The organism is Okeania sp. SIO1H4, assembly GCF_010672695.1.
In the GTDB taxonomy this organism is placed as follows: Bacteria; Cyanobacteriota; Cyanobacteriia; order Cyanobacteriales; family Microcoleaceae; genus Okeania; species Okeania hirsuta.
The window spans coordinates 41,882-66,264 of record NZ_JAAHGB010000001.1; the positions used below are offsets into that span (position 1 = coordinate 41,882).

Consider the following 24,383-nt stretch of genomic DNA (forward strand, 5'->3'; position numbering starts at 1 on the left):
CCAGTGCGAGCATCTTGCTCGCTTCGGGTTGTACCTCACCAAGGTGGAACTCGAACCCGCTGTAATTTCCACTATCATTCTTCCTTTCTCCTGACTCCTGATATATAATCCGGTTATATAGTATATGTTTATAACTATACTTTAAGCCTTAAATCTCCCCTACTCCCCTACTCCCCGACTCCCCTACTCCCCCGAACTATATAATAAGTGTTCAACAGAATTTGATATGACTCCTGACTCCTGAAATTTTACAACTATTTAATCAAATGAATAATCAACTATTGAAAGAAAAATTACAAGCAACAATCAAAAATATTCAAACTAAGAATGATGGTTCTCCTGTAACGAACTTGAAGTTAGATAAAACTTTAGTTGCAGAAATTGAACAGTTAACAATAAACTTAGAAAATCTTAATCCTCATCCTCAACCTCTCCGAAATGCTACTAATTTATTAGATGGAACTTGGCAATTGCAATACTCTACAGCTAGAGAAATTCGTTCTTTAGATTCCCTACCATTGGGTTTACAAGTAGGTAAAGTTTATCAAGTAATTGATGTTACTAATAAAGTATTTTTTAATCAAGCTGAAGTACAACATCCTCTGAAGTTAATCTCAGGAAATGTAAAAGTAACTGCTAGTTTTGAACTAGCTATAGATAAATCTGGTTTAGCAGATAAACGCATCAATGTTTATTTTGATAAACGTTATTTGGCAATTGAGAAAATTGTGGGTATTAATACTCCCAAACTAAATCCTTTTAAAGTTGTAGCAGCTAATAATCCTCAAGGTAGAGTTGCTACATTAGATATTACTTATTTAGACGAAACTTTAAGAATTGGACGTGGAGGGGATGAAAGTTTATTTATTTTGAATAAAGTTGTATAGGGGAAGAAAGAAGGAAGAAGGAAGAGGGAAGAGAGAAAAAGGAAGAAGGTGTTTAGTTATCTTGGAGAGAAGGAAAAATATGGTGTTGTCTGAGTTTTCAACTTGATGATATTTCCTAACAGTAATGGCAACTGCTATACTACCTAAAACCTAAAACCTACCATTTTAATCAAAAATCATGGAAGAGATATTAAAAAATTTACTATCACATAAAAATGTCAAAATTAATAAAATAATTTCACCCCCTAATTTCGTCAGTAAAGAATTTATTCAAGATGAAGATGAATGGGTAACATTGCTTGAAGGTTCCGCCATATTAGAAATCAATCAAAAAACAACAAAATTAGTCAAAGATAGTCATATTTTTATACCAGCTAAAACCCCACATAAAATTATTTCAACCGATCCAAAGATAGAAACAATTTGGCTTGCTATTCATATTTATTAGCAGAAGGAAGAAGGAAGAAGAATCGAAATAAGGAAAAATTTTCGTTGTCTGAGTTTTAAGCTTTTGATATGTCTTAACCTTTCCTTGGACTGCTATATTTCTAATATTATCTCTGATAAATAAGGGAGTAGAGAGAATAGGGGATTTTGCTCTGGATAAGTTTTTTGTTTGCAGAGTGCGGAACTTAGTTATATCGCTAATTATCCAGACAGAATATAATACCTATTCTCAAAAAAATGCTATGTTTAATTAAACTCTAAAAAAAAAATTTTTCACACTTTACTCGGAAGTAATGGAGGAGTTATTTGTACTTCATAATTGAATAATTGAGTTATTCTGCATTTTTTCTGACTGATAGTAATTCCTAAAAATAATGCGATACTTATTGAACATTTCAGTGATTAAGTAATAAGTAAGAATATTTTTAGCAATTTATTTCCATGAAATAAAGATATCTTATTCATTACAGCAGATTCCACCAAGGGTGAGATATACCTATCGCGGGCAAGATGCCCGCACTACAAATATTTAATTGTTAATACTTTATACTTCTTATGGGAGAAATATGCTATATTTCCCTCCTCCCTAACCCCTACTCCCAAGAATATATTATAGCGTTTCTCAAACTAATAAGGTACACCTATCTTTTATTTCTATTCTATTCTATTCCCTGTTCCCTGTTCTCTTCTTTTGATAGCGTTTCTCAAACTAATAAGGTACACCTATCTTTATTTCTATTCTATTCTATTCCCTGTTCCCTGTTCCCTTCTTTTGACTAAAATAAATACATAAAAACAAAAATAACCCCATTCCCACAATATACTTAAAAATATCAGGCACTAACGGACTAGGCGAGAAAAATCCCTCAATAATTCCAGCAATAACTAACAACATTACAACACCAAAAACCAACTGTGCAGCTTGAAAACCATAAAACTTTAAAGCATCAACTCGACCATATTTACCCGGAAATAAAATAGCTCTTGCTATTAATAAACCAGCTCCACCAGCCAAAAATATTGCAGGTAATTCTAAAGCACCATGAGGAAATACAAAAGCCCAAAAAGGAACAGCCAAATTATGTTGACTAACTAGAGCGCCAATTGCCCCAATTAATAATCCATTAAATACCAACAAATAAACTGTATAAATACCACCACTAATACCACCAGCTACTGCAGAAAAAGAAACCCGTAAATTATTAATCATAATATTACTAGAAGCCAGAGGTTCAACTCCTACTATTGACCCCGTCCATAATTCTTGACGGTCTCGTACTTGAGAAATCAAAGATTCTGGCACTATCAACGACATAAACACTGGGTCTTGCCAACTATACCACCAGGCCACCAACCCACCAACCAAAAAAAACGCCGTCGCCACTGCCGTATAAGCCCAAGTTTTTTGCACCACTGCTGGAAACCCCCAACGAAAGAACTCCCAGACTGCTTGCCATTCCTGCTTCTGGTTTCCCTGATAAATTTGAGTGTAACCACGAGTAGTCAACCTCTGCAAATCTTGCTCCAGAATATTACCCACTTGGTGAGTTTTAGCACGGGCAAAATCTGCCGATACAGAACGATACAAACTGGCCATTTCCCTGATTTGAGCTGCTGGCAATGATTTTAATCCCTTTTTTTCTACTTGCCTTAATAAAGAGTCTAAATGCTGCCAATTTTTTTCTCTACGTCTAATCCAACGGTTAATATTCATTAAGTTTTCCTAATAGTTACCTTTGATTAGTTTAAGATAAATATAAAATTTTCACTGCAAATAATTGAGATAAATTTAGTTATGTCTGAAAATTCAACAATACCAATTGCACCCCTAAGTGCTGGGAATATTGTTAGTGCTGGGATGAGAATTTATCGAGACCATTTTAAGCCTTATTTGGGTGTAGCGATTCGAGCAACTTTATGGTCTTTTTTGCCATTTTTAGCTTTGATTCCCATACCTTTAATTTTGATTTATAATCAAGCCAATAGTTCAAGTTTTTTATTATTAATTCCTGTATGGTTATTATTGTTTATTTATTCTTCGGCAAAGTCAATTATTAATAATGCCATAATTGCTAGGTTAGTATTCGGAGAGTTAGCTAATCAACCAGAAACTGTTCGTGAAGCTAGGCGTATTTTAAAACCTAAAATGTGGATTTTTTTCCTAGCATTTTTTCTATTTTTTTTAATTGGAATTGGAATTTGGCTGATTCTTTCTGTGGTTATTGGAATTTTGGCTGGTATTATTGCTGGAATGGCAAATGCTAGTCAGCCAAATGTGGGAACTATAGTAGTTTTAGTTTTAATTGGAATTGTTATTTTTATTATTGCCTTAATTTTTATAGTTAGATTATTAATTCGTTTTTTTGTTTTTGATATGCCTTTAGCTGTAGAAGAAAATATAACAGCGACTCAAACTTTAGGACGTAGCTGGGAATTAACAAAAGGATATGTAGGGCGAATTTTTGTTGTATTGTTCATCGCAAGTTTAGTGACATTACCAATTGGGATAATTGTACAAATTATTGCTGGAATACTCGAAAATATTCTGAAAGCAACTATTCCTGCTAACCCAACAGATGCCAGCTTTCAATTACTATTATTTCTCATGGGATATAGTATTGGATTATTAAGTAATGTCTTCTTATTTTTACCACAATGCTTCAAGGTATTCTACTATTAGCTATTTCTCCCACTCAACCAATAGATGCAACAAATCCAAATATTCAGTTTCTATCATTTCTACTTGGATATGCGATTGGATTATTAGGTAATGTCTTTTTATTACCATTCTGGCAAGCTATAAAAGCTGTCGTCTACTATGACCTCAGAACTCGTAGAGAAGGTATAGATTTACAGTTAAGAAAACAAGATATTTAATTTTGTAGCAAGGTAAATTTAGTCATGTCTCAAAATCTAATAACAGTAACTAAACTGTTAAGCGTGGGGAATGTTGTTAGTGCAAGTATCCGAATTTATCGAGATAATTTTAAGTCTTATTGTGGTGTAGCTATTAGAGCAACTTTATGGTTTTTGTTGCCATTTTTAGCTATCATTCCCATACCTCTAATTTTGGTTGACGACCGAGCCAATAACTCAAGTTTTTTATTGTTAATTCCTGTTTGGTTATTATTATTTGCTTTTTGTACTACAAAATCAATTGTTAATCGTGCGATAATTGGTAAATTAGTATTTGGAGTATTAGCAAATAAACTAGAAACTATTCGTGAAACTCGACGGACTTTAGCCCCGAAACTGTGGATTTTTTTATGGGCATTTTTGGGATTATTTTTAATTGGGATTTTAATTGGGATTGGAGTTGCATTTGTAGTTTTTGTTTTCATAGCATTTGTTTTTGCTATTATCAGTATTTTTACAAATTTTCCGGTAGATAACGATCTAACTTATTTAGCTGTAGGAATTACTTTTTGGGCTATTTATTTGATTTTGTTTATGACATTATTGAATCGCTTTATTTTTTTTGAAATGCCTTTGGTTGTTGAAGAAAATATGACTGCAACTCGAAGTTTAGGACGCAGTTGGGCATTAACTAAAGGATATATAAGGCGGATTTTTGTGATATTGCTAGTAGCAACTTTAGTTGCATTACCTGTTGGTGTAATATTGTATATTTATTCTGAAATATTCTATGATATTTTCAAAATACTCTATGAAATTTTTAGACTAAAACCACCTATATTTTCTAGATCAGAAATTAATTTCAGTTTGGAGATAGTTTTTGACATATTGATAACAGCAACTATATTAATATTGCCATTTGGTATGACTTTGGGGCTAATCTTAGTTCCTGTAGGAGTTATGCTATATATTGAACTAAACAATCCAACTTCTCTACTGCTATACTTGCTATTTTTTTATATCATTTTTTCTGTAAGCAATGTACTTATATTACCATTTTGGCAAGCAATAAAAGCTGTAGTTTATTATGATATCCTAACTCGTAGAGAAGGTATAGATTTACAGTTAAGAAAACAAAATATTCAATCTTCTTAGCAGCAAAGAAGTAAGCAGAAAATCTCATCAATATTAACAATGAAATTTTTTAATCAAATCTCTCTACAAACTCCAGAGAGTGTGGAATTAGATTTTAATTTAGCTGGAGTAGGCAACCGTGCTTATGCTTTGTTAATTGATTACATTATCTGGAGTCTGATTTTACTTTTTGCCCTAATCTTTGGCATCTTTTTTTATATTCAATTTTTAGATATATGGCAAAATTTTGGAGGTGATGATGAGCAGGCGTCGTTGTGGATAATTTCAATTCAGTTATTAATTTTATTTGTTATTTATGTCGGATATTTTGTAATTTTTGAAACTATCTGGCAAGGGCAAACACCGGGAAAACGTTATGTAAAAATTAGGGTTATTCGTGATGATGGTAGACCAGTTAGATTACAACAAACAACTCTGAGAGCCTTATTCCGTCCGGTAGATGATACTTTATTTATTGGAATGTTATTAATTTTATTTAGTAAAAAAGAAAAACGTTTAGGAGACTGGGTGGCAGGTACAATTGTTATTCAAGAAGTTAAGGCAGTTGCCGATCTAATTTCGACTTCCGAAACAGCAAAAAAATTAGCAAATTATTTACTAGAAGAAGCAGATATTTCTCAATTATTGCCTGAAGATTTTGCTGTCATTCGAGAATATCTACAACGTTCTAAGTTAATGACTAAACAAGCAAAAATAGAGTTGAGTAAAAAATTAGCAACTCAAGCAAAAGAAATTATTGGTTTGACACAAACTCCACAAAAAGTTACTGCTACAGAATTTTTAGAAGCTGTTTATTTAGCTTATCAGCAAAAATGAATATAACGTTTCCCAAGGTCGTGAGGTACAGTTATCTTTTTGTCTTTTTGTCTTCTATTCCCTGTTCCCTGTTCCCTCAAACCTAAAATTTTGTACCTCATAAGTATGGGAATTGCTATAAGGTGTTTAATCATTAATAATTAATAATTAACAATGACTTCTCCTTAAAAAGAAGAGGACTGACTAAAAGTGAAATTTTTTCCTGTTTCTCCTTTAAAGGAGAGGCTTTAAACCTTAATTATTCAATAAGTTTTAGGTAGTAGGTAGTAGATTAAATCTTATATCATGTCCAGTCCAGATAATCAGTGATAAAAAAAACTTTCTCTTCTCTTCACTCCTGAATGCTGACTCCTGACTCCTCCCTGCTTATTTATAACTATTCAACCGGACATGATATTACAAGATATTCAAGATATTTAGGACAAATGATTTATATGGTGTGAATAGTAAAACTCTTGTGGTGTGGGCATCTTGCCCGCTACAGATACCTCATGGGCAGCGGGAAGTGCTGTAATTGGGTTTGAATTAATATAATAAAAGTTACCTGAAGAAAATGTTAAAAAAATCAGTTAACTATGGAGCGATCGCTATTTTTTTTCCTATATTAGAGTTATGGGGAAATAACTTAAATAAAGCCAGTTAAAGCCACAGAAATTATCTAACTTTCTTGCTGCTTTTCCTCCGTGAATTTTTCCTAACAACCAAATAGATTTATAACTAAAATTTTTAGGAGTATTTAAGATGCTTATTTCAGTAGAAAAACCGGATATTAAGTTAATGACTTTAGAGGAGTTTTGGGACTGGTATCCTGATTGTTATGGTCGATTTGAACTACATAATGGAGAGATTTTTCAAGTACAACCTACTGGAACTCATGAAAAAGTAGCTGGTTTTCTAGCTTTGGAATTAGGTGTGGAAATTAAACGCCTGAATTTACCTTTTTTTATCCCTCGACAGGGACTAATTAAAGCCATAGATTCGGATAAATCGGCTTATATTCCTGATGTAATGGTATTAGATGATAATGCTATGGAAAATGAGCCAATGTGGAATAAGCGATCGACTATTACTCAAGGTAAAAGTATTAAATTAGCCATAGAAGTAGTAAGTACTAATTGGCAAAATGATTATTTAATAAAACTTGCAGAATATGAAAGATTAGGGATAAACGAATATTGGATAGTTGACTATTTAGGTTTAGGAGGTCGCCGATATATTGGAGACCCCAAACAACCAACTATTTCGGTTTGTAATTTAGTGGAAAGTGAATATGCGATTAATTTATTTAGAGGTCAAGATGTACTTGGTTCCCCGACTTTTCCAGAACTCAATTTGACCGCAGAACAAATATTTGGAAGTTAAAAATTAAAATTAAAAAGTCAAAAGTCAAAAGTCAAACGTAAGATTTTATCCGCTCAAAACTTTAAAAGTAAAAAGGCAAAAGCAAAAAGGCAAAAGTAAGATTTTATCCGCTCAAAATTTTAAAGTTTTAAAAGTCAAAAGGCAAAAGTAAAAAGTAAGATTTTATCCGCTCAAAACTTTCTATTCTTCTTTCTTCCCTCCTGACTCCTTATTCAATAGTTTAATTAATTAGTAGAGAAAATTTTATGCAAGTTGCCTCCAAACCAGAAACAACAAATATCGATCGCTCCCCAGTAGAAACCATCACCCTTGATGTTAGTGGGATGAAATGCGCCGGATGTGTCAAAGCAGTGGAACGCCAACTCACCCAACAAACAGGTGTTATCTCCGCTCTAGTCAACCTCGCAACCGAAGTAGCAACGGTCCAATGCGAAACAGGGGCGATCGATCCAAACACTCTCGCTGAAAAACTTACAAATAACGGTTTCCCTACTCAACCACGTCTCGATACCTCCGAAATAGACGCAACCAAAAAACAAACCGAGCGCCATAACCAAGAAATTAAACAACAAATTAGACGGATAGCGATCGCTGCTTTCCTCATTATTCTCTCAGGTATGGGACATCTGGGTCACTTCATTGGTCTAGAAATTCCCATTTTGGGCAATATTTGGTTTCATGCAGCATTAGCAACCTTAGCTTTATTACTACCAGGACGTGAAATTATCATCGACGGTATTCAAAGTCTTTGGCGAAACGCTCCCAACATGAACACCTTAGTTGGTCTCGGCGCCATGACCGCTTACATTGCCAGTGTTGTTGCTCTACTATTTCCCGAATTAGGTTGGGAATGCTTTTTTGACGAACCAGTAATGATCCTTGGTTTCATCCTTCTTGGCAAAACCCTCGAACAACAAGCAAGATATCGAGCAGCATCTACTCTCCAGTCATTAATAGCACTCCAACCTGCCACCGCACATTTAGTCCCACCACCAAACGGGGAGAATAATTTTGAGTCTGTAGAAATTCCAGCTTCACGAGTCAAAGTCGGAGAATATCTCCAAGTATTGCCCGGAGAAAAAATTCCTGTGGATGGAGAAATATGTAATGGCAGAACAACAATAGATGAGTCGATGCTGACTGGGGAGTCTATACCTGTAACAAAAGAATGTGGTGCTAAAGTTACTGCCGGAACTATTAATAACTCAGGCGCTATAGTTATTCAGGCAACTCACACAGGTTCGGAAACTACATTAGCTCAAATAGTTAAATTAGTCGAAACCGCTCAAACCCGCAAAGCACCCATTCAAAATTTGGCAGATACCGTGGCAGGTTATTTTACCTACGGCGTAATGACCATCGCTTCCGCAACCTTCCTCTTTTGGTATTTAGCAGGTACTAATATCTGGCCGAATGTGTTGCAGATGACCGACCATGAAGGGATGATGATGGCACATTCCACTTCTACTTCCCCACTATTATTAAGTTTAAAATTAACTATCGCCGTCTTAGTTATTGCTTGTCCTTGTGCATTAGGTTTAGCAACACCCACCGCAATATTAGTAGGTTCGGGTGTCGGTGCAGAAAGAGGTTTATTAATTAAAGGTGGGGATGTGCTGGAAAAAGTACATGAGTTAGATACTATTGTCTTTGACAAAACTGGAACATTAACCACAGGTCATCCCACCGTTACCGATATTATCGGAGATAACCCGCAATGGTTATTACAAGTTGCAGCGACTGTGGAAAGTGGTGCGAGTCATCCCTTGGCAAAAGCAATTTTACAAAAAGCTCAACAAGAGGGTGTCTCATTACTCACAGCAACAGACTTTCACACCGAAGCTGGTTTAGGAATCTCTGCTGTTGTAGATGGTAAACCTGCTTTAGTGGGAAATTTGGAATGGTTGAAAAGCCATGAAATTATTGTCAATGCTGAAAATATCCCCTCTTTAAATGGCAAAACCGCAGTTTATATTGCTGTGGATGGAATATTAGCTGGAGTTATCGGAGTTAGCGATGTGCTTCGGGATGACGCTAAAGCAACAGTGCAACGTTTACAAAGTATGGGTTTAAGAGTGATGTTATTAACAGGCGATCGCTCTTCTGTTGCCGAAACTATTGGCCAACAGTTAAATATAAATTCAAAAGATATTTTGGCAGAAGTGGCACCATCTGGAAAAGCAGAAGCGATCGCTTCTTTGCAGTCAAATGCGGGAAAAGTGGCAATGGTAGGAGATGGTATTAATGATGCTCCTGCTCTAGCTCAAGCAAATGTGGGTATTGGGATGCAAGCTGGTACAGATGTGGCAGTGGAAGCTGCTGATATTGTATTGATGCAGGATAAATTGATGGATGTGGTGCAGTCAATTAAACTCAGTCGTACTACTTTCAACAAAATTCGTCAAAACTTATTTTGGGCTTTTGCCTATAATATTGTGGGCATTCCTGTAGCTGCGGGGGTGTTGTTGCCGAGTTTTGGTATTATTCTCAACCCTGCTGCAGCGGGTGCTTTTATGGCATTTAGTTCCGTGAGTGTTGTGACAAACTCTTTATTACTGCGTAGCACATTTCGTTGAACAATAGTTAATTAGGAGTCAGATGGGGACCCACCCCTAACCCCTCCCAGGAGGGGAATTTGGGGAGATGGGGGGATGAAGAGTGTGGGAGAAATTAAAAAATATATATCCTCACCATTACCAAAAAATGAGGTCCAAAGTCTCCCCTTTTAAGGGGATGAAAAAAATATTCAATTCAGTATTTCAAGCCTCTGACTTTAGTCGGAGGTACTGATAACTGATAACTGATAACTGAAATGACCATGTAGGACTACCCAGAAGTGAAGAGAATTTAGGAAGGTTTGCGCTCTGGCACTCAGATCAAACATTTTTTGGTAGTGTTGCATTAATGGTAAGTGGAGATAAGGAACACTTAGAACGGGAGCAAGATGCTCCCACTGGTTATATCATCAGGACTTACGCACGGACACTAAATCGAGTGAGGGCGAATGCCATTCGCCCCTACATATGACGTTTTCAAGGTGAATTTGCGTAAGTCCCGATCGTGTCCGGATAATTAGTGATAAAAAATTTTCTCCTTTTCTTCCTGTTTCTTCTTCTTTCTTCCCTCCTGACTCCTGACTCCTGACTCCTGACTCCTCCATTAAATGCTGTCTATAAATTCCCAATTAGGATTTTCTATTATCGACTTACTTAACAAATCAAATTTTTGACGGCAATGATTATCTGATTTTAAAGGAATTTCTTCATTTCTAACAACTATATTTATGCGTGTTTTTTCAGTATTAGTTGCTATGGCAACATTGATTTCTATAGTAATAAGTTGAGAGAAAATTACTTGACCATGAACTTCACTAGCCATTAAATAATTGCCTCGAATATAGACAACTTCAAAACCACAATAACTCAGAATATCTGTCAAAATTAACTGTATATTTTCTACATCGACAGCTACAGTAAATAAACCAGTATAGCGAGCCATAAAAAACTCCAATAATAGAAAAATTATTTGAATTGAAGAAGGAAGAAGGAAGAAGGAAGAAGGAAAAAGTGGATGAGGACTCAAACCCCAACAAGCTTGTAAACACCGCTTATGAAGTTCGAGGTATTATAGCGCTACGCGCAAATCAGAAGTCAGAAGTCAGAAGTCGGAACTCAGAAGTAATCCCTGACTGAGTTTGAGAATTTATCAATGTCCGCGCCCTATTTGCGTAGTGCTATAAAGCCAAAAGAAAAAGATAAAATATAAATTAATATTCTATATACTCCCTATAGGTAATAATATAATATTTTGTCTGTAAAAAAAACAGATCCTCTCGCTTCAACGGCAAATATCTCTATTTTTCCTGTTCTAGTTTTCATTTATTTATAAGTATTCAACAATACATTATAGAATAATTTAATTAATAGGAATCCTAAATAATTAGTAAGAATTTTGTAAGCATTCAGCCATCAGCTATTGCTTTTAGTTTGAGATAAAAGCTTTACTAATTGAGCCAGAATTTATACTTATATCATGTCCGGTTGAACAGTTATAAATAAACTACGGAGGAGTCAGGAGTCAGGAGTGAGGAGTTAGGAGGAAATAAAGAAGAAGAAAGAAGAGGAGAAGGAGAAAGTTTTTTGATCACTAATTATCCGGACATGATATTACTATAAAAGCTGGCTGAAACAGTCTATATTCATTTAAACCCCCTTATAAGAGCTGAGAGCTGACAGCTAATAGCTGAATGCTTAAAGAATTTTATTACTTCGATGTCTGCCATTTCTTATTCCCTAAAAGTCTAGGAACACAGCTAAAATAAAATTATTGCTATCAAGAAATTAGTAATTATTAGCAACTTCTAAAAAAGCAGTTAAAAATAGATAAATAAATGCAAAATGATAGGTAAATTCATTGTCTTTGAAGGTGTTGAAGGAGGGGGTAAAACCACTCAAATTCAACTGTTACAAAATTGGCTATTATATAAAAAACAATCAAACAAACTTTTATCAAAATTTATAGATTTAGAAGTAATTGTCACGCGAGAACCAGGAGGAACAAAATTAGGTCAAGCTTTACGAGTATTACTATTAAATACAGATATATCTGGAGAACAAATTCAAGAAAGAGCAGAATTGTTACTATATGCAGCAGATAGGTCTCAACATATTGAAAACTTGATTAAACCCTATTTAGAAAAAGGGGCTATAGTATTGTGCGATCGCTTTACTGATTCGACTATTGCTTATCAAGGATATGGTCGTGGTTTAGATTTAGATTTAATTCAAAAACTCAATCATATTGCTACAGGTGGCTTAAAAAGCGACTTAACTTTTTGGTTAGATATTGATGTTAAAATTGGTTTAACTAGAGCTAAAAATAGAGGGAAAATTGATAGGATGGAACAAGCAGATATTCAATTTCATAAAAGGGTACAAAAAGGCTATCAAGAATTAGCTAAAAGTAATCCTTCGATAGTACGAATAGATGCTAATCTAACCATAGATAAAGTTCAAGAACAAATTCAAGAAGTTATGAGGAAAAAATTAATAGAATGGACTTGAAGAAGGAAGAAGGAAGAAGGAAGAAGGAAGAAAAAATGGATGAGGACTCAAACCCCAACCAATTGTCAACAACCTGTAGATTGTGAGGTATTAAACTCATAAAGGGAAAGAGATTTTTTTAAGTATTGATCTTAAAATAGCGTTTCTCAAGTTACTGAGGCATGGTTGTTTTTCTTATTTTTTATCAAAATAATATAGGTCGCGCAACCCCGCCTTTTAAGGCTAAATATTTTTGGAAAGTTGCTCAAAATCCCCATTACAAAAATAACTTCTGACTTCTGACTTCTGACTTCTGACTTCCTTAATCCCTACTCCCTAAAAAAAAGGAATTTTTTACTTCACAATCATTGGAATTGCTATATGTTGAAATTATACGAATTTTCTACCTCTGGTAACTGCTATAAAATCCGTCTACTGTTAACTCAGTTAGAAATCCCTTTTGAAAGAATTGAAATTGATATTACAAAAGGAGAAAGTCGTACCCCAGAATTTTTACAAAAAAATCCTAATGGTAAAATACCTGTCTTAGAAATAGAACCAGGAAAATATTTATCTGAATCTAATGCAGTTCTTTTTTATCTCAGTGAAGGAACAAAATTTTTACCAACCAATAAATGGGAAAAAGCTCAAGTTATGCAATGGTTATTTTTTGAACAATATAGCCATGAACCTTATATTGCTACCTCTCGTTATTGGATAAGTATTTTAGGAAAAGCAGAAGAGTATCAAGCAGAAATTAAGCAAAAACAAGTAGGAGGTTATGCGGCTTTAAATGTCATGGAAAAACATTTAGAAAATTATCAATTTTTTGTAGGGGAGCAGTACAGTATTGCAGATATTTGTTTATTTGCTTATACTCATGTTGCTCATGAAGGAGGATTTGATTTAAACCAATTTCCAGCAATTCAAAATTGGATAGAAATAGTAAAAAATCAGCCCCTTTATCGTTCTATATTAAGGTAAGCATTTCCTACGGAATGCTGCGCAAACAGCAGTCAGCTATCAGCTATCAGCTTTAAGTCATATCTAATATATTTCCTACTACAAAATTGCTTATATTAATAACTCATACTTCTAGTTATAGTGCTTCAATTTATGAGTTAAAAATGTAGTAGAAGTTCAAAGAGAAATTCCTTAATTAAAAAGCTGAACTTGAGTGCATTTTACAGGAAAAGCTGAACACTGAATGCTATAGCTGAATGCTTACATATTAAGTTAAATATAAATTTCCGAAATTTTTCCATCAGAAGTTGTATGTATTTAGTAATAACGTAATTATTCTGGGAGATTAAATTAGATTGAGATTAACTAAATCAAAAAATCTAATCTAAATTGATTAAAATTTTATAGAATAATTAAGGTTTAAAGCCTCTCTTTTCAAGGAAAAACAAGCGGTCAAGGGATTGCAAGGTCTCCTCGCCATATCCAATCGACCAAGAGAGAAAAAATTTTCCTTTTATTCAATCCTCTCCGTAAAAGGAAGAGGTAATTATCAATTATCCATTATCAATTATCAATTATTGAACCTATGTCTAAAAAAAAGGATAATTCTTCTCGTCTTTTTGATTCAGGTTGTTTGGTAGAAATTCTAATTTTTTTGATGATTTTAGGTGGAAGTTACTGGTGGTTTATTCAGAGAAATCAGATCGATTTGTCTAAATTCGTATCTAATAATTCAGTGGTTTCTTGGCTCCAAGATAAATTTCCAAATCTACCTATTCCCACTGTAAAATCAGAAGAGAGATCAACCGAAAAAGAAACTTTTTTAAAATCAAAAGAAACTGACTCAACTCCAACCGAATCATCTCAATCATCTTCATCAGAAACCGTCAAAAATACACCAGATTTACCTAAAAGAGAATCACCATCACCTATTACTACCGAAGAAAAGATTGTTAATCCAGTTAAGCCTAATCATAATTCCCTTGAAAAAGAAACTGTTTTAAAATCAAAAGAAATTGACTCAAATCAAACCGAATCATCTCAATCATCTTCATCAGAAATCGTCAAAAACTCACCAAATTTACCTAAAATAGAATCACCATCACCTACTCCTGCCGAAAAAAAGATTGTTAATCCAGTTAAACCTAATAATAATTCCCTCAACGATAAAGTTTTAACTCCTTGGGAGAAAAAAGAAATTAGAGGAATTTACTTAAGTCGTTATTATATAACTAATAATGCGGATGAAAAAACAATTCGTGAAAGAGTTCGTTATTATAAAAAACAAGGATTTAATACCATAATTCACGGAGTTTGGGGAAATGGTTGTACCATGTACAAAAGTGAAGTAATGCAACAAATACTAGGAGCAAATAGCTGTCCTAATGAATTTAATGAACAATGGTTAGTTTGGTTAATTGATGAAGCACATAAACAAGGAATAGAAGTTCATGCTTACTTTGAGAAAGGCATTAAAATTGATAAAAATAGTCCGATTTTTGACTTAGCAATTGCTAAAAAATGGATAGTTCCTGGAGTAGATAAAACCTACGATGGAATTGAGCATTATGTCTTAGATGTAGAAGTAGAAGAAGTAGCTAACTTTTTTACTAATATTTTAGTTGAATTTGTCAAAAAATATCCAAAAATCGATGCCGTTCAATGGGATGATTATCTCGGATATCATGCAGAATTGCCAGGAAAAGTAGACCGGACAGCAAAATTAACAAGTTTTACCAAACAGATGGTAACAGAAATGAAAAAAGCCAACAATTCAGTTAGTTTTGATCTTAGTCATCATAACCCTTATTGGGCGAAAAAATATTTTGCTGCAGACTGGGAAAAATGGTTAGTAGATCGAGTCTTTATTCAAGCTTATAATGAAGATAACTTTCAGGAAGAATTGAATTATGCCAAACAATATGACGGTATTGGTATTACCGATAAACAATTACACCGCCTTGACGAATTAGTTAATAATTCCAATATTAAGAGTGTGTTAGTTTTCCCACTTTCTGGAGAATCAGAAGAAACAGCAAACAGAGTTAAATCATCTTTTTAGATTTAATTTTAAAAATGGTATTCAACATATTCATTCTGACTCCTGTACGGACAATTTCCTAAAGTCATGCTCCGCAAACGCGTTTACGTTTACGAAGTATTCCGTAGAAAAGTATTCCGTAGGAAATTGCCCCTACGACTCCTGGATCCTTTTCATAGCATTCAGGAAAAACTTTCTTCTCCTCTTCCTCCTTGTTCCCTCCTGAGTTCTGAGTTCTGAGTTCTGACTCCTTCTTCATTGTGACTTCATTTACCTCAATTATCGGACAAAACCAAGCCATAGAATTATTAACTCAAGCAGTTGCTCGCCAACGTATTGCCCCTGCCTATTTATTTGTAGGCACTCCAGGAATAGGACGAGGTTTAACTGCCCAATGTTTTATTGAACTCCTATTCTCCAATAACCACTCCCCTGCTAACCCATCCCTAAAAAATCGCATTCACAAAAGAAACCATCCAGACCTATTATGGGTAGAACCCACCTATCTACACCAAGGAAAACTGCTCTCAGCAAAAGAAGCAACAGAAGCAGGAGTCAAACGCAAGTCACCACCTCAAATTCGTCTCGAACAGGTACGGGAAATTAGTGAATTTCTCGGTCGTCCCCCCCTAGAAACTGCAAGGTCAGTAGTAGTCTTGCAACAAGCTGAAACAATGAGAGAAAGTGCTGCAAATGGTTTGTTGAAAACTTTGGAAGAACCTGGCAAACGGGCAACTTTAATCTTAATTGCTCCGGGAGTTGATTCATTATTGCCCACCTTGGTGTCCCGATGTCAGCGCATTCCTTTTTATCGCTTGGCCAACGAGAATATGAAGCTCGTATTGGAAAAAGCTGGCCATGAAGAAATTTTGAGGCATAAAGAAGTGATGATGATGGCTCAAGGTAGTCCAGGAGAAGCGATCGCTGCTTGGCAACAACTACAAGAAATTCCTGCGGATATTTTGGAAACAGTCACTCAGGGTATTAAGACTATTCGTCAAGCACTAGAAGTAGGGCGAGATATTAGTAAAAATTTGGATATGGAGGCGCAGTTATGGTTGATAGATTATCTACAGCATAGTTATTGGGCCAAGCAACAGCAGCAGCTTGACAAAGTGGAATGTCTCAAACATCTGGAGGCAGCTAGAAAATATTTACTCTCCTATGTCCAACCTAGATTAGTTTGGGAATGTACTTTCATGGCGATGTGTTCTGTTTGAAGAAGGAGTCAGGAGTCAGGAGTCAGGAGACAGGAGAAAGCAAAATTTGTAGTGGACAGTTTCAGCTAAAATAGTGCTTTAGAGAAGTCAGGGCAAGACACGGATTTTGCCACGGATGCACGGATGGATGCACAGCTAAAACTTTGCAGAGCGCTTTTTTCGTATCACTGATACTGCATTACCCCATCACCCCGTCACCTCCCCCATTTTCTAATGCACATTTTTAGATGAAACAATCCAGTAGGGTGCGTTAGACGGCTAAAATCTAGGCTGTGAAAGGCATTTAACAATCCGTCGTAACGCACCATTTTAGATGTGTCAGTCCACTACCAATAGCGGTAAACAGCCTGTGAATCAAAAAAAATCACCCCAATATCTGCTTGGGATGAAAATAGTTCAATTAAGTTTCAGAGAGAGGAGTTAGCGAAAAATCAAATCATTAATCTTTACCTATACATTTGAACCATCAGCAAGGCGCTGGCTAGCATAGGCGTCCATACTATAGGCCGGAATTCGCTGATTGTAGTCCAATCTATTGCCTGTTAAAGATTCAGATAAATTTTCAAAAGACTTAGAACTCCAGTTGCGCTCGTGGATAGGCTTACTTTGTTCGCCCAATAAATAAGCTTGGCTTCCAATTACTGCTGCAGCGACCCAACCGATAACGAATAGTGAGATTAAAATAACCATAATTTTTTTCCTTTTTTTTCTTTACACTTATTTACCTTTATGTAAACAAATGTAACAATTTATTGCGGTAAGTGTCAAGTTAGCATAAGTGACGGTAAACCAGATAAAAAGATGTGGAAATCCGCACCTATTAAGTATTGACATTTTGATAAATCAAAATAATTGGGTCGCGCCACCCCGTCTTTTAAGGCGAAATATTTTTAGAGAGTTGCTCACGCATCCCCGTCACAAAAATAACTTCTGACTTCTGACTTCTGACTTCGTTAAAAACAGTCCCTGAATCAAAAAAAAATCACCCCAGCAGAATATCTGCTTGGGATGAAAATAGTTCAATTAACTTTCAGAGAGAGGAGTTAGGGAAAAATCAAACCATAAATCTTTACCTATACATTTGAACCATCAGCAAGGCGCTGGCTAGCATAGGCGTCCATACTATAGGCCGGAATTCGCTGATTGTAGTCCAATCTATTGCCTGTTAAAGATTCAGATAAATTTTCAAAAGACTTAGAACTCCAGTTGCGCTCGTGGATAGGCTTACTTTGTTCGCCCAATAAATAAGCTTGGCTTCCAATTACTGCTGCAGCGACCCAACCGATAACGAATAGTGAGATTAAAATAACCATAATTTTTTTCCTTTTTTTTCTTTACACTTATTTACCTTTATGTAAACAAATGTAACAATTTATTGCGGTAAGTGTCAAGTTGGGATAAATTACGGTGTTGTGGGTAAAAAAATATAGAAATCCACACTTCTTGAGTCTTGACTTATGGCAAAAAATGAGGTATTCAGTACTTAGTACTGACGCTAAAGCTTAGATAGAGAAACGTTTTTCCCACTTTTCCCAACTCTCTACCTGGATATTTGAGATAACATCAAGTCCGTTTAATTCGGTATAAAAAAATGTTCTATCTCAGCGCCATTGCCAAATATTTCTCAATCTCCCACACTCCCCTACTCCCCCACTCCCCCACTCCCCCACTCCCTATTTCAGATAACGCCACGCCTTGATTACATTCCCTTGCATCAAAGCAGTAACTCCATTTAAAGCTCTAATTTCTGGCTGAGTGGGGTCAAGTTCCAAAGCAGACTTCAAAGCTATTGCTGCGGGCCCGGGATTTAAGTTATATAGATAAACAAAAGCCAAATAAGCATAGGCAAAGGGGTTTTGAGAATCTAACTCAGTTACTCTAGTCAAAGCAGCGATCGCTCCATCTGCATCCTGTTGTAAAACCCTGGCCAAACTCAACCCATAGAGCAACTCTAAATTATTGGGGTCTTGCTGCAAACGATATGACAAAGTTTTTTCTGCTTGTGTGGTATAATCTTGGACTGGATCGTACTGGTTAACTCGCCCCACTTCCTCAAATACAGTTTCTAAACCTTTTATTCCTAGAGGCAATTTTTGCCCCCACATCCGTAACTGTGTCACTAAATCTAATTCTGGTGCTGGTAATATTTCGGCCTGGGGGTCTACTTCGACACGCACGGGGGGTTGTATGGGAATAGGATAAGTTTCTCCAGTTTTCCGGTTAAGATAAGTCGCTTCTAATATGTAATTTCCTGATGAAATATTGGCAGGGGGTAACATTCCTATCCTTTCAATAATTTCAAACCCGACCTCAGACTTATTTGCTGGAGAAACACCAGGGTATAAACTCCCCATTCCAATAGCGCGATCGTGAATGAAACTTGTAATAGATTTTTCTGAGATATTGTCAGAAACTAATTGCTGAAATTTTGGTGGATTAATACAGCAGTTCTTGAATCTATGAGATACAGTTTTATATCCCCCCTTTGCCCCCCTTTCTAAGGGTGGAACGTTCAAAGTCCCCCTTTCTAAGGGGGATTTAGGGGGATTATAAATGTACTTCGTAACTGTGGGAATTGCTATATTTTCTCGGCGATAAGTTAACAACACTAAACCGGACTGTAATTCTTGCCAAGAACCAGACCATTTATAGGTAATAGGTATTGGCACTCCAGGTCGAATTTTTGGCGATAAAATTACATAGTCTAGTTTGATTTTTTCCTGTGGTTTAGTTAGAGGATGAACTTCTACAGGCAAAAACTGATTATGATAAAGATTTAAGTTGCTATTATCTGGCAACAACCAACTTTTTTGTAGTTGGAAATTAGGGTTTTGTTCGATGGTATTAACAATAGCAGCTTGAGCTTTTTTAATTCTTTTTACCGAACCTTGGTCATTAGTTTTCGTGACAAACCAAGAAAGCGATCGCACATCTTGAGGTACTTGTTTTAAATTAGTTCCTACTTGCCTACCGTAAACCTGTAAATTTTGCAAAGCACCGTAATAATTTAAGTTATGTTGATTAATTTCTGGAGTGGAAGGTAAAACCCCTAAAGTTGACCGTAAATAGGGGTCAGTTTTGATAATTTCAGCAATTACTTTTTGATGAGGCCATTCTTTACCTAAATGTGCATAATAAACACCGCCAGGACTCAACCAGGCAGAAATTTTTCTGAAGAAAATTCCACCTACAGGCCAGAGATTTAACACCATTAAAATAATAGCTAAACCAATAGTAAACCACCGAATTTGTTTTCCTACTTTTCTCGGAAACTGCATTAAACCAAAGGCTAATAAAATTGATAAAACTGGCAATAATGGCAAAGTGTAGCGGAAATCTTTATTGATATTGAGGGAGCAAATTAGATATCCGCCAATTAAAAATATAGCTAACCATCGGCAAGAGTGAAGGTAATTTGATGAGAATTTATCCTGTTTTTTGAACGACCGAATAAAGTAAAAAAATAATCCGCCAATGGGAATAATTAACAGAGGCAAAGAAATATGATAAGGCAGCAGTTTCCAATAATAAAGCCAAGCATCCAAACTCAATAAATTGGGGTCGCCTTCAGCTATAGCAGAATCAACAGTTGCACGCTTACCAGCAGTTAACATTAATAGCCAATTTGTTCTCGCCCAAGGGTAAAAAACTGCCACAGATAAACACAGAGAAAAAATTAGTTGAATTAACTTTTGCCACTGCCGTTTTCTGAGAATATTTACCCCTATCGAAAGTAACGGAATGAAGAGAAAAAATATTGTAGTTTGTTTAACTAAAATTGCAGCGCCAAAAGCCAAGCCAAAAGCAGTCGCCAAAAGCCAATCTTTTAGAGTTAAAGATATAAGTAAATGATTTGCAATGGCAGATATTTTTGACAGCAATTTATCAAAGATCGAGGTTTTTTCAGAACTAAAATCAAACTTTGTTTTGTCAATTTTCCCTATTTTCCATTCCCTATTTTCCATTCCCTGTTCCCTGTTCCCTATAGCAGATATTTTTGACAGTAATTTATCGAAGATAGAGGTTTTTTCAGAATTAAAATTAAATTTTTCTTTGTCAATTTTTCCCGTTTGATTTTCCCTGTTCCCTGTTCCCTGTTCCCTGTTCCCTATAGCAGATATTTTTGACAATAATTTATCGAAAATAGACGTTTTTTCAGAATTAAAATTAAATTTTTCTTTGTCAATTTTTCCCGTTTGATTTTCCCTGTTGCCTGTTGCCTGTTGCCTGTTGCCTCTTCTCTGTTCCCTATTCCCTATTCCCTGTTCCCTATCCCAATACCAAAACGTTAAACAACAGAAACTTAAAGTCACCATTGCCGTGAGAGGATAGTCGAGTAAATACTGTAAACGATATCTATATAATCCTGGAAATAATATACATAAAACTGCTGCCCAAAAACCAACTTTTTGATTAAATAATTTTTTACCCAAACTATAAACTGAAGCTAGTAAAATAACACTAAAAAATAGATTTACTAATGTTGCTTGGTCAGCACCCCTACCAAAAGTAACTTGAAATGGAACAGTAAGAATATAAGTCAACGGCGGAACCTTCGGCGAAAGTTCCCAAAAATGCTGCCACCATTCCCCAGAAAACAGTTGCACATTTTGAAAAGCACGCCAGTAAGTCAGGGAACCCGTGAGATAGTCAGCTTGATCCCAAGCAGGTACAGACTTATCAAAAGCAAACCAGAGGCGATCGCTCACCGCTCCCAATAACCATAGAATAGTTAGGGTAAGGATGTGATTAATTTTAGGTTCTTTTTTTTCTTGGGAAATCATAATTTCAGGTATCAGTTATCAGCAAAAATTGTAATGGACTGACACATCTAAAACGGTGTAATAGTAGGGGGCGGGTTTTAGCTAGAATTTTAATGCTTACTCTAAGGTTTATATAAACCACCCCTAATGTACACCCATTAGTTGTATCAGTCTACTACCGGAATTTGCACCAGCGAAAACGCTCTTCAAATTAACAAACTGCAAAATCGGTTATCTTACGTTTTTCGGGAGTATAAAATCCTAAAACAATTTTGTCTTTAGGAACCCCTTCTGCTAACAATTCTCCTGCTATACCATCTTCAATTCCGTCGCGATGAATCCAAATTTTATCCTCTCTAATTTCCAGATGAACTATGCAACCATGAACCATTTTATGACCTTCTACTCCCACAATCATTAATAGATAATGGTTTTGTTCTCGGTCAAAAACCGTTTTTCTTTCTACTTCGCTATCAGAATAGCGCAATTTAGCGTATTCGCCGATTATTTTCTCGATTATTTGTTGATATTTACTGATGGTATCCATTCAATAATTACCTCCTCTAATTTGTGGAAAGCTACTAAATTTAAGCGTTGGTTTTCTAGCATTAGTTTGCCGATGGGTTCGCTAAATATACCCTCATAAGCTTCTTCATCTACTGCTAAGTAGAGGATTCTTTCTGGGTTTGTTTTTTTGAGTACATCGTGGTAAACGATATACTGACCAACCGCATTTTCTAGATCGTTCATTGGGGAAGGACTTGCAAAACTTTTCAATTCTACTGCTATTTTTCCTAAAAAACAAGGTCTAAAGTTTCTCCTTTCAAGGGAATGAAAAAAATCAGCTTTAGTCTTTCAATCCCGATGCTGAGTGCCAGAGATACTGATAACTGATAACTGATAACTGAAATGGGACCCCACTTGATAACGTAAGGGTCATCAGTTATGCTCCAATTATCTTTGACTAAAGCATTAATTAAGTTGTTATGGTAAGCATCTCTAGCTGGCATAAATAAAGAAATACTGAGGGTAGTTTTTATATATAAACCGGGTTTATTGATGAGTTTCTGTTAGTTTTTTTTGGACTTTTTCCAAGTCTGCAACTGTCAGAGACATAGATAATTTCCTGTTACTATTTGAGACTGTTGCTGGTATTATACCAGAAAATTTCTTGAGAATAACACCATTTCAGTTATCAGTTACCAGTCATCATTTATGATATGATAAGTTAATAACTAGAGGAAATACTCATGCAGCAAATTCAGATTTTCTTACCAGACGAACTTGCCTCTTTCCTAAAGGAAAAATGGGGAAATTTAGAACGTAAGCTAATCGAAATAATTGTGGTATAAGCTTATCGCGAAGGTTCTATTAGTAGCGGTGAATTGCGAGAATTATTGGAATTTTCAACCCCTTTAGAAGCAGATAAATTTCTTAAGTCTAAAGGAGTAGATTTAGATTACGATGAAGAGGATTTTATCAGCGATCGCCAAACCCACAAACAACTAGAAAAAGAGGGAAAATCAAAGAGGTTATGATAGTTGTTTCGGATACTTCGCCGATTTGTTATTTACTTCTGTTAGAACTGTGTATTTAATTTTTCCCATGCTACAAAATACTCCCATACTCCCCTTTTAAGCACCAATAATTTATAGGAAAATAACTGATGACAACTCAAGAATTAATTGATTTAAGGACTTGCATTATGGAAGGTAGAAATCACGATGCCTTAGCAATTGTTGACGAACTGGATGCCATGAGTAAAAAAGACATCATCAGAAAAATCAAATCCTATTTAATTGTGATGTTAATTCACTTAATTAAAAATCAGGTAGAAGGACGTTTAACTAATTCCTGGGCAGCGTCCGTCCGCAATGCAATTATTGAAATTCAAGACTTAAATTTGAAGCCAAATCAAACTTCTTATTTTATCAAAGAAAATGAATGGGAGGAGATGTTAGAAAATGCTATAGAACGTGCTATTCGTGATGCAAGCACGGAGGTAGAAAATGGCGCTTACAGTCCATTTAAACTGGAGGAAATGGTAGATAAAAATTCTGTAATCGCAACTGCTAAGAGTTTTTTAGCCTTAACTTACAGTTGTTCTGCTAAAGATTTGTTAGCTGTTATTGACGATAATTTAGCATTATTACCAGGTGGGGAAGATTGGAAGTTTGGCAGAAGAAATAAGTAGCATCTTTAATTGTTAATTTTAGGAGAAAAATAACTAATGACAACTCAAGAGTTAATTGATTTAAGGACTTGCATTATGGAAGGTAGAAATCACGATGCCTTAGCAATTATTGACGAACTGGATGCCATGAGTAAAAAAGACATACTTTTCAAGATAGATTATTATTTAACTGTGGTGTTAATTCACTTAATGAAAAATCAGGTGGAAAAACGATTAACTAATTCCTGGGCAGCATCAATTCGGGCTTCAATTAGAAAAATTAAAAGCTTAAATTTAAAGGAAAATAAAACTTCTTATTACATTAAAGAAGAAGAATGGGATGAGATATTAGAAGAGGCGATTGAATTTGCTATTGGTGATGCTAGCGTGGAGGTTGAAAATGGTGCTTACAGTCCGTTTCAACTGGAGGAAATGGTGGATATAAATTCTGTAATCACAACTGCTAAGAGTTTTTTAGCCTTAACTTACAGTTATTCTTCTAATGATTTGTTAGCTGTTATTGACGATAATTTGACTTTATTACCCGGTGGAGAAGATTGGAAATTTGGTAGAAAGAATAAGTAGGGTATCTATTACTCATACTTTTAATTCTATAAAGCTAATAGCTGATAGCTGACCGCTTAATGCTTACATTAGA

The 24,383-nt window shown here is 35.3% G+C and carries 24 protein-coding genes and 1 pseudogene; 17 read left to right on the forward strand and 8 right to left on the reverse strand.

Translation table 11 applies throughout. From position 1 onward, the window contains the following. Positions 1–266 precede the first annotated feature (266 nt). Both F6K06_RS00195 and F6K06_RS00200 read left to right on the forward strand, forming a co-directional pair. On the forward strand, positions 267–887 hold the full coding sequence (locus tag F6K06_RS00195; RefSeq protein WP_124146139.1) for a PAP/fibrillin family protein: 621 nt from the start codon (positions 267–269) through the stop codon (positions 885–887). Between the two features lie 178 nt (positions 888–1,065). Next, positions 1,066–1,335 carry a cupin domain-containing protein gene (locus tag F6K06_RS00200; protein ID WP_124146138.1) on the forward strand — a complete coding sequence of 90 codons (270 nt, stop codon included), beginning with the start codon at positions 1,066–1,068 and terminating at the stop codon, positions 1,333–1,335. 744 nt (positions 1,336–2,079) lie between these two features. Here the strand turns inward: F6K06_RS00200 and F6K06_RS00205 are convergent. Next, positions 2,080–3,048, reverse strand: coding sequence for a stage II sporulation protein M (locus F6K06_RS00205; RefSeq protein WP_124146137.1), 969 nt, complete (start codon positions 3,046–3,048; stop codon positions 2,080–2,082). Positions 3,049–3,129: 81 nt separating this feature from the next. On the opposite strand from F6K06_RS00205, the gene F6K06_RS00210 reads away from it, so the two are divergent. The 7 genes from F6K06_RS00210 (at position 3,130) to F6K06_RS00240 (ending at position 10,550) form a co-directional block, all read left to right on the forward strand. Continuing rightward, entirely contained in the window at positions 3,130–4,014 is an 885-nt protein-coding gene (locus F6K06_RS00210; protein WP_287239345.1) for a hypothetical protein, read from the forward strand. Further along, positions 3,990–4,211: a hypothetical protein gene (locus F6K06_RS00215; RefSeq protein ID WP_287239347.1), complete on the forward strand. Its 222-nt coding sequence runs from the start codon at positions 3,990–3,992 to the stop codon at positions 4,209–4,211. Before F6K06_RS00210 ends, F6K06_RS00215 begins: the two co-directional genes overlap by 25 nt. Positions 4,212–4,235: 24 nt before the next feature. Then, a complete protein-coding gene (locus F6K06_RS00220; RefSeq protein WP_287239348.1) occupies positions 4,236–5,345 on the forward strand; it encodes a hypothetical protein in 1,110 nt (369 codons plus the stop codon). A gap of 39 nt (positions 5,346–5,384) precedes the next feature. Further along, positions 5,385–6,161 carry an RDD family protein gene (locus tag F6K06_RS00225; protein WP_287239350.1) on the forward strand — a complete coding sequence of 259 codons (777 nt, stop codon included), beginning with the start codon at positions 5,385–5,387 and terminating at the stop codon, positions 6,159–6,161. 741 nt (positions 6,162–6,902) lie between these two features. After that, on the forward strand, positions 6,903–7,523 hold the full coding sequence (locus tag F6K06_RS00230) for a Uma2 family endonuclease (protein WP_287239352.1): 621 nt from the start codon (positions 6,903–6,905) through the stop codon (positions 7,521–7,523). Positions 7,524–7,768: 245 nt separating this feature from the next. After that, on the forward strand, positions 7,769–10,099 hold the full coding sequence (locus F6K06_RS00235) for a cation-translocating P-type ATPase (RefSeq protein ID WP_124146134.1): 2,331 nt from the start codon (positions 7,769–7,771) through the stop codon (positions 10,097–10,099). Positions 10,100–10,427: 328 nt separating this feature from the next. Then, positions 10,428–10,550 carry a hypothetical protein gene (locus F6K06_RS00240; RefSeq protein WP_287239355.1) on the forward strand — a complete coding sequence of 41 codons (123 nt, stop codon included), beginning with the start codon at positions 10,428–10,430 and terminating at the stop codon, positions 10,548–10,550. A 132-nt stretch (positions 10,551–10,682) separates the two neighbouring features. On the opposite strand, the gene F6K06_RS00245 is transcribed toward F6K06_RS00240, so the two are convergent. Next, positions 10,683–11,021 (reverse strand): hypothetical protein, encoded by a 339-nt coding sequence (locus tag F6K06_RS00245; RefSeq protein WP_124145465.1) that lies wholly within the window; start codon positions 11,019–11,021, stop codon positions 10,683–10,685. Positions 11,022–11,053: 32 nt separating this feature from the next. Between F6K06_RS00245 and F6K06_RS00250 the strand changes: the two genes are divergently transcribed. From F6K06_RS00250 to F6K06_RS00270, 5 genes are all read left to right on the forward strand, one after another. After that, positions 11,054–11,215 carry a hypothetical protein gene (locus tag F6K06_RS00250; protein WP_161565096.1) on the forward strand — a complete coding sequence of 54 codons (162 nt, stop codon included), beginning with the start codon at positions 11,054–11,056 and terminating at the stop codon, positions 11,213–11,215. 705 nt (positions 11,216–11,920) lie between these two features. Continuing rightward, positions 11,921–12,586, forward strand: coding sequence for a dTMP kinase (tmk, locus tag F6K06_RS00255; RefSeq protein WP_124145466.1), 666 nt, complete (start codon positions 11,921–11,923; stop codon positions 12,584–12,586). A gap of 360 nt (positions 12,587–12,946) precedes the next feature. Beyond that, positions 12,947–13,549 (forward strand): glutathione S-transferase family protein, encoded by a 603-nt coding sequence (locus F6K06_RS00260; RefSeq protein ID WP_124145467.1) that lies wholly within the window; start codon positions 12,947–12,949, stop codon positions 13,547–13,549. Between the two features lie 565 nt (positions 13,550–14,114). After that, positions 14,115–15,590 (forward strand): family 10 glycosylhydrolase, encoded by a 1,476-nt coding sequence (locus F6K06_RS00265; RefSeq protein WP_287239361.1) that lies wholly within the window; start codon positions 14,115–14,117, stop codon positions 15,588–15,590. A 239-nt stretch (positions 15,591–15,829) separates the two neighbouring features. Beyond that, on the forward strand, positions 15,830–16,789 hold the full coding sequence (locus F6K06_RS00270; RefSeq protein ID WP_192901137.1) for a DNA polymerase III subunit delta': 960 nt from the start codon (positions 15,830–15,832) through the stop codon (positions 16,787–16,789). A 450-nt stretch (positions 16,790–17,239) separates the two neighbouring features. Here F6K06_RS00270 and F6K06_RS00275 read toward each other — a convergent pair whose 3' ends face one another. The 6 genes from F6K06_RS00275 to F6K06_RS00300 all read right to left on the reverse strand — a co-directional run bounded on the left by F6K06_RS00275 (position 17,240) and on the right by F6K06_RS00300 (position 22,562). Further along, complete coding sequence (locus F6K06_RS00275) at positions 17,240–17,479, reverse strand: photosystem II protein, Psb35-related (RefSeq protein ID WP_124145469.1); 240 nt, start codon at positions 17,477–17,479, stop codon at positions 17,240–17,242. A gap of 383 nt (positions 17,480–17,862) precedes the next feature. Beyond that, positions 17,863–18,102: a photosystem II protein, Psb35-related gene (locus F6K06_RS00280; protein WP_124145469.1), complete on the reverse strand. Its 240-nt coding sequence runs from the start codon at positions 18,100–18,102 to the stop codon at positions 17,863–17,865. A 360-nt stretch (positions 18,103–18,462) separates the two neighbouring features. Continuing rightward, positions 18,463–21,573, reverse strand: coding sequence for a phospholipid carrier-dependent glycosyltransferase (locus F6K06_RS00285; protein WP_240038991.1), 3,111 nt, complete (start codon positions 21,571–21,573; stop codon positions 18,463–18,465). A gap of 190 nt (positions 21,574–21,763) precedes the next feature. Next, the gene (locus F6K06_RS00290; protein WP_124145470.1) at positions 21,764–22,099 is read right to left on the reverse strand and encodes a XisI protein; all 336 of its coding nucleotides are present in this window, start codon (positions 22,097–22,099) and stop codon (positions 21,764–21,766) included. After that, positions 22,069–22,341: an element excision factor XisH family protein gene (locus tag F6K06_RS00295; RefSeq protein ID WP_275670390.1), complete on the reverse strand. Its 273-nt coding sequence runs from the start codon at positions 22,339–22,341 to the stop codon at positions 22,069–22,071. The genes F6K06_RS00290 and F6K06_RS00295 overlap by 31 nt, the downstream gene beginning before the upstream one ends. A 5-nt stretch (positions 22,342–22,346) precedes the next feature. Next, positions 22,347–22,562 carry an element excision factor XisH family protein gene (locus tag F6K06_RS00300; protein WP_124145472.1) on the reverse strand — a complete coding sequence of 72 codons (216 nt, stop codon included), beginning with the start codon at positions 22,560–22,562 and terminating at the stop codon, positions 22,347–22,349. 354 nt (positions 22,563–22,916) lie between these two features. On the opposite strand from F6K06_RS00300, the pseudogene F6K06_RS00305 reads away from it, so the two are divergent. From F6K06_RS00305 to F6K06_RS00315, 3 genes and pseudogenes are all read left to right on the forward strand, one after another. Beyond that, a pseudogene (locus F6K06_RS00305) lies at positions 22,917–23,090 on the forward strand (UPF0175 family protein); the annotation flags it as partial. Between the two features lie 128 nt (positions 23,091–23,218). After that, positions 23,219–23,746: a DUF29 family protein gene (locus tag F6K06_RS00310; protein WP_124145473.1), complete on the forward strand. Its 528-nt coding sequence runs from the start codon at positions 23,219–23,221 to the stop codon at positions 23,744–23,746. Between the two features lie 36 nt (positions 23,747–23,782). Continuing rightward, on the forward strand, positions 23,783–24,310 hold the full coding sequence (locus F6K06_RS00315) for a DUF29 family protein (RefSeq protein ID WP_124145474.1): 528 nt from the start codon (positions 23,783–23,785) through the stop codon (positions 24,308–24,310). The last annotated feature ends 73 nt before the right edge of the window (positions 24,311–24,383 follow it).

Bases quoted from the DNA above. Each gene is read 5' to 3' on its own strand.
- F6K06_RS00195 (WP_124146139.1), top strand. From the start codon at position 267: ATGAATAATCAACTATTGAAAGAAAAATTACAAGCAACAATCAAAAAT.
- F6K06_RS00215 (WP_287239347.1), top strand. From the start codon at position 3,990: ATGCTTCAAGGTATTCTACTATTAGCTATTTCTCCCACTCAACCAATA.
- tmk (WP_124145466.1), top strand. From the start codon at position 11,921: ATGATAGGTAAATTCATTGTCTTTGAAGGTGTTGAAGGAGGGGGTAAA.
- F6K06_RS00275 (WP_124145469.1), bottom strand. From the start codon at position 17,479: ATGGTTATTTTAATCTCACTATTCGTTATCGGTTGGGTCGCTGCAGCA.
- F6K06_RS00300 (WP_124145472.1), bottom strand. From the start codon at position 22,562: ATGCCAGCTAGAGATGCTTACCATAACAACTTAATTAATGCTTTAGTC.
- F6K06_RS00230 (WP_287239352.1), top strand. From the start codon at position 6,903: ATGCTTATTTCAGTAGAAAAACCGGATATTAAGTTAATGACTTTAGAG.
- F6K06_RS00310 (WP_124145473.1), top strand. From the start codon at position 23,219: ATGACAACTCAAGAATTAATTGATTTAAGGACTTGCATTATGGAAGGT.
- F6K06_RS00280 (WP_124145469.1), bottom strand. From the start codon at position 18,102: ATGGTTATTTTAATCTCACTATTCGTTATCGGTTGGGTCGCTGCAGCA.
- F6K06_RS00235 (WP_124146134.1), top strand. From the start codon at position 7,769: ATGCAAGTTGCCTCCAAACCAGAAACAACAAATATCGATCGCTCCCCA.
- F6K06_RS00315 (WP_124145474.1), top strand. From the start codon at position 23,783: ATGACAACTCAAGAGTTAATTGATTTAAGGACTTGCATTATGGAAGGT.
- F6K06_RS00285 (WP_240038991.1), bottom strand. From the start codon at position 21,573: ATGATTTCCCAAGAAAAAAAAGAACCTAAAATTAATCACATCCTTACC.
- F6K06_RS00245 (WP_124145465.1), bottom strand. From the start codon at position 11,021: ATGGCTCGCTATACTGGTTTATTTACTGTAGCTGTCGATGTAGAAAAT.
- F6K06_RS00205 (WP_124146137.1), bottom strand. From the start codon at position 3,048: ATGAATATTAACCGTTGGATTAGACGTAGAGAAAAAAATTGGCAGCAT.
- F6K06_RS00240 (WP_287239355.1), top strand. From the start codon at position 10,428: ATGGTAAGTGGAGATAAGGAACACTTAGAACGGGAGCAAGATGCTCCC.
- F6K06_RS00265 (WP_287239361.1), top strand. From the start codon at position 14,115: ATGTCTAAAAAAAAGGATAATTCTTCTCGTCTTTTTGATTCAGGTTGT.
- F6K06_RS00200 (WP_124146138.1), top strand. From the start codon at position 1,066: ATGGAAGAGATATTAAAAAATTTACTATCACATAAAAATGTCAAAATT.
- F6K06_RS00225 (WP_287239350.1), top strand. From the start codon at position 5,385: ATGAAATTTTTTAATCAAATCTCTCTACAAACTCCAGAGAGTGTGGAA.
- F6K06_RS00290 (WP_124145470.1), bottom strand. From the start codon at position 22,099: ATGGATACCATCAGTAAATATCAACAAATAATCGAGAAAATAATCGGC.
- F6K06_RS00220 (WP_287239348.1), top strand. From the start codon at position 4,236: ATGTCTCAAAATCTAATAACAGTAACTAAACTGTTAAGCGTGGGGAAT.
- F6K06_RS00260 (WP_124145467.1), top strand. From the start codon at position 12,947: ATGTTGAAATTATACGAATTTTCTACCTCTGGTAACTGCTATAAAATC.
- F6K06_RS00210 (WP_287239345.1), top strand. From the start codon at position 3,130: ATGTCTGAAAATTCAACAATACCAATTGCACCCCTAAGTGCTGGGAAT.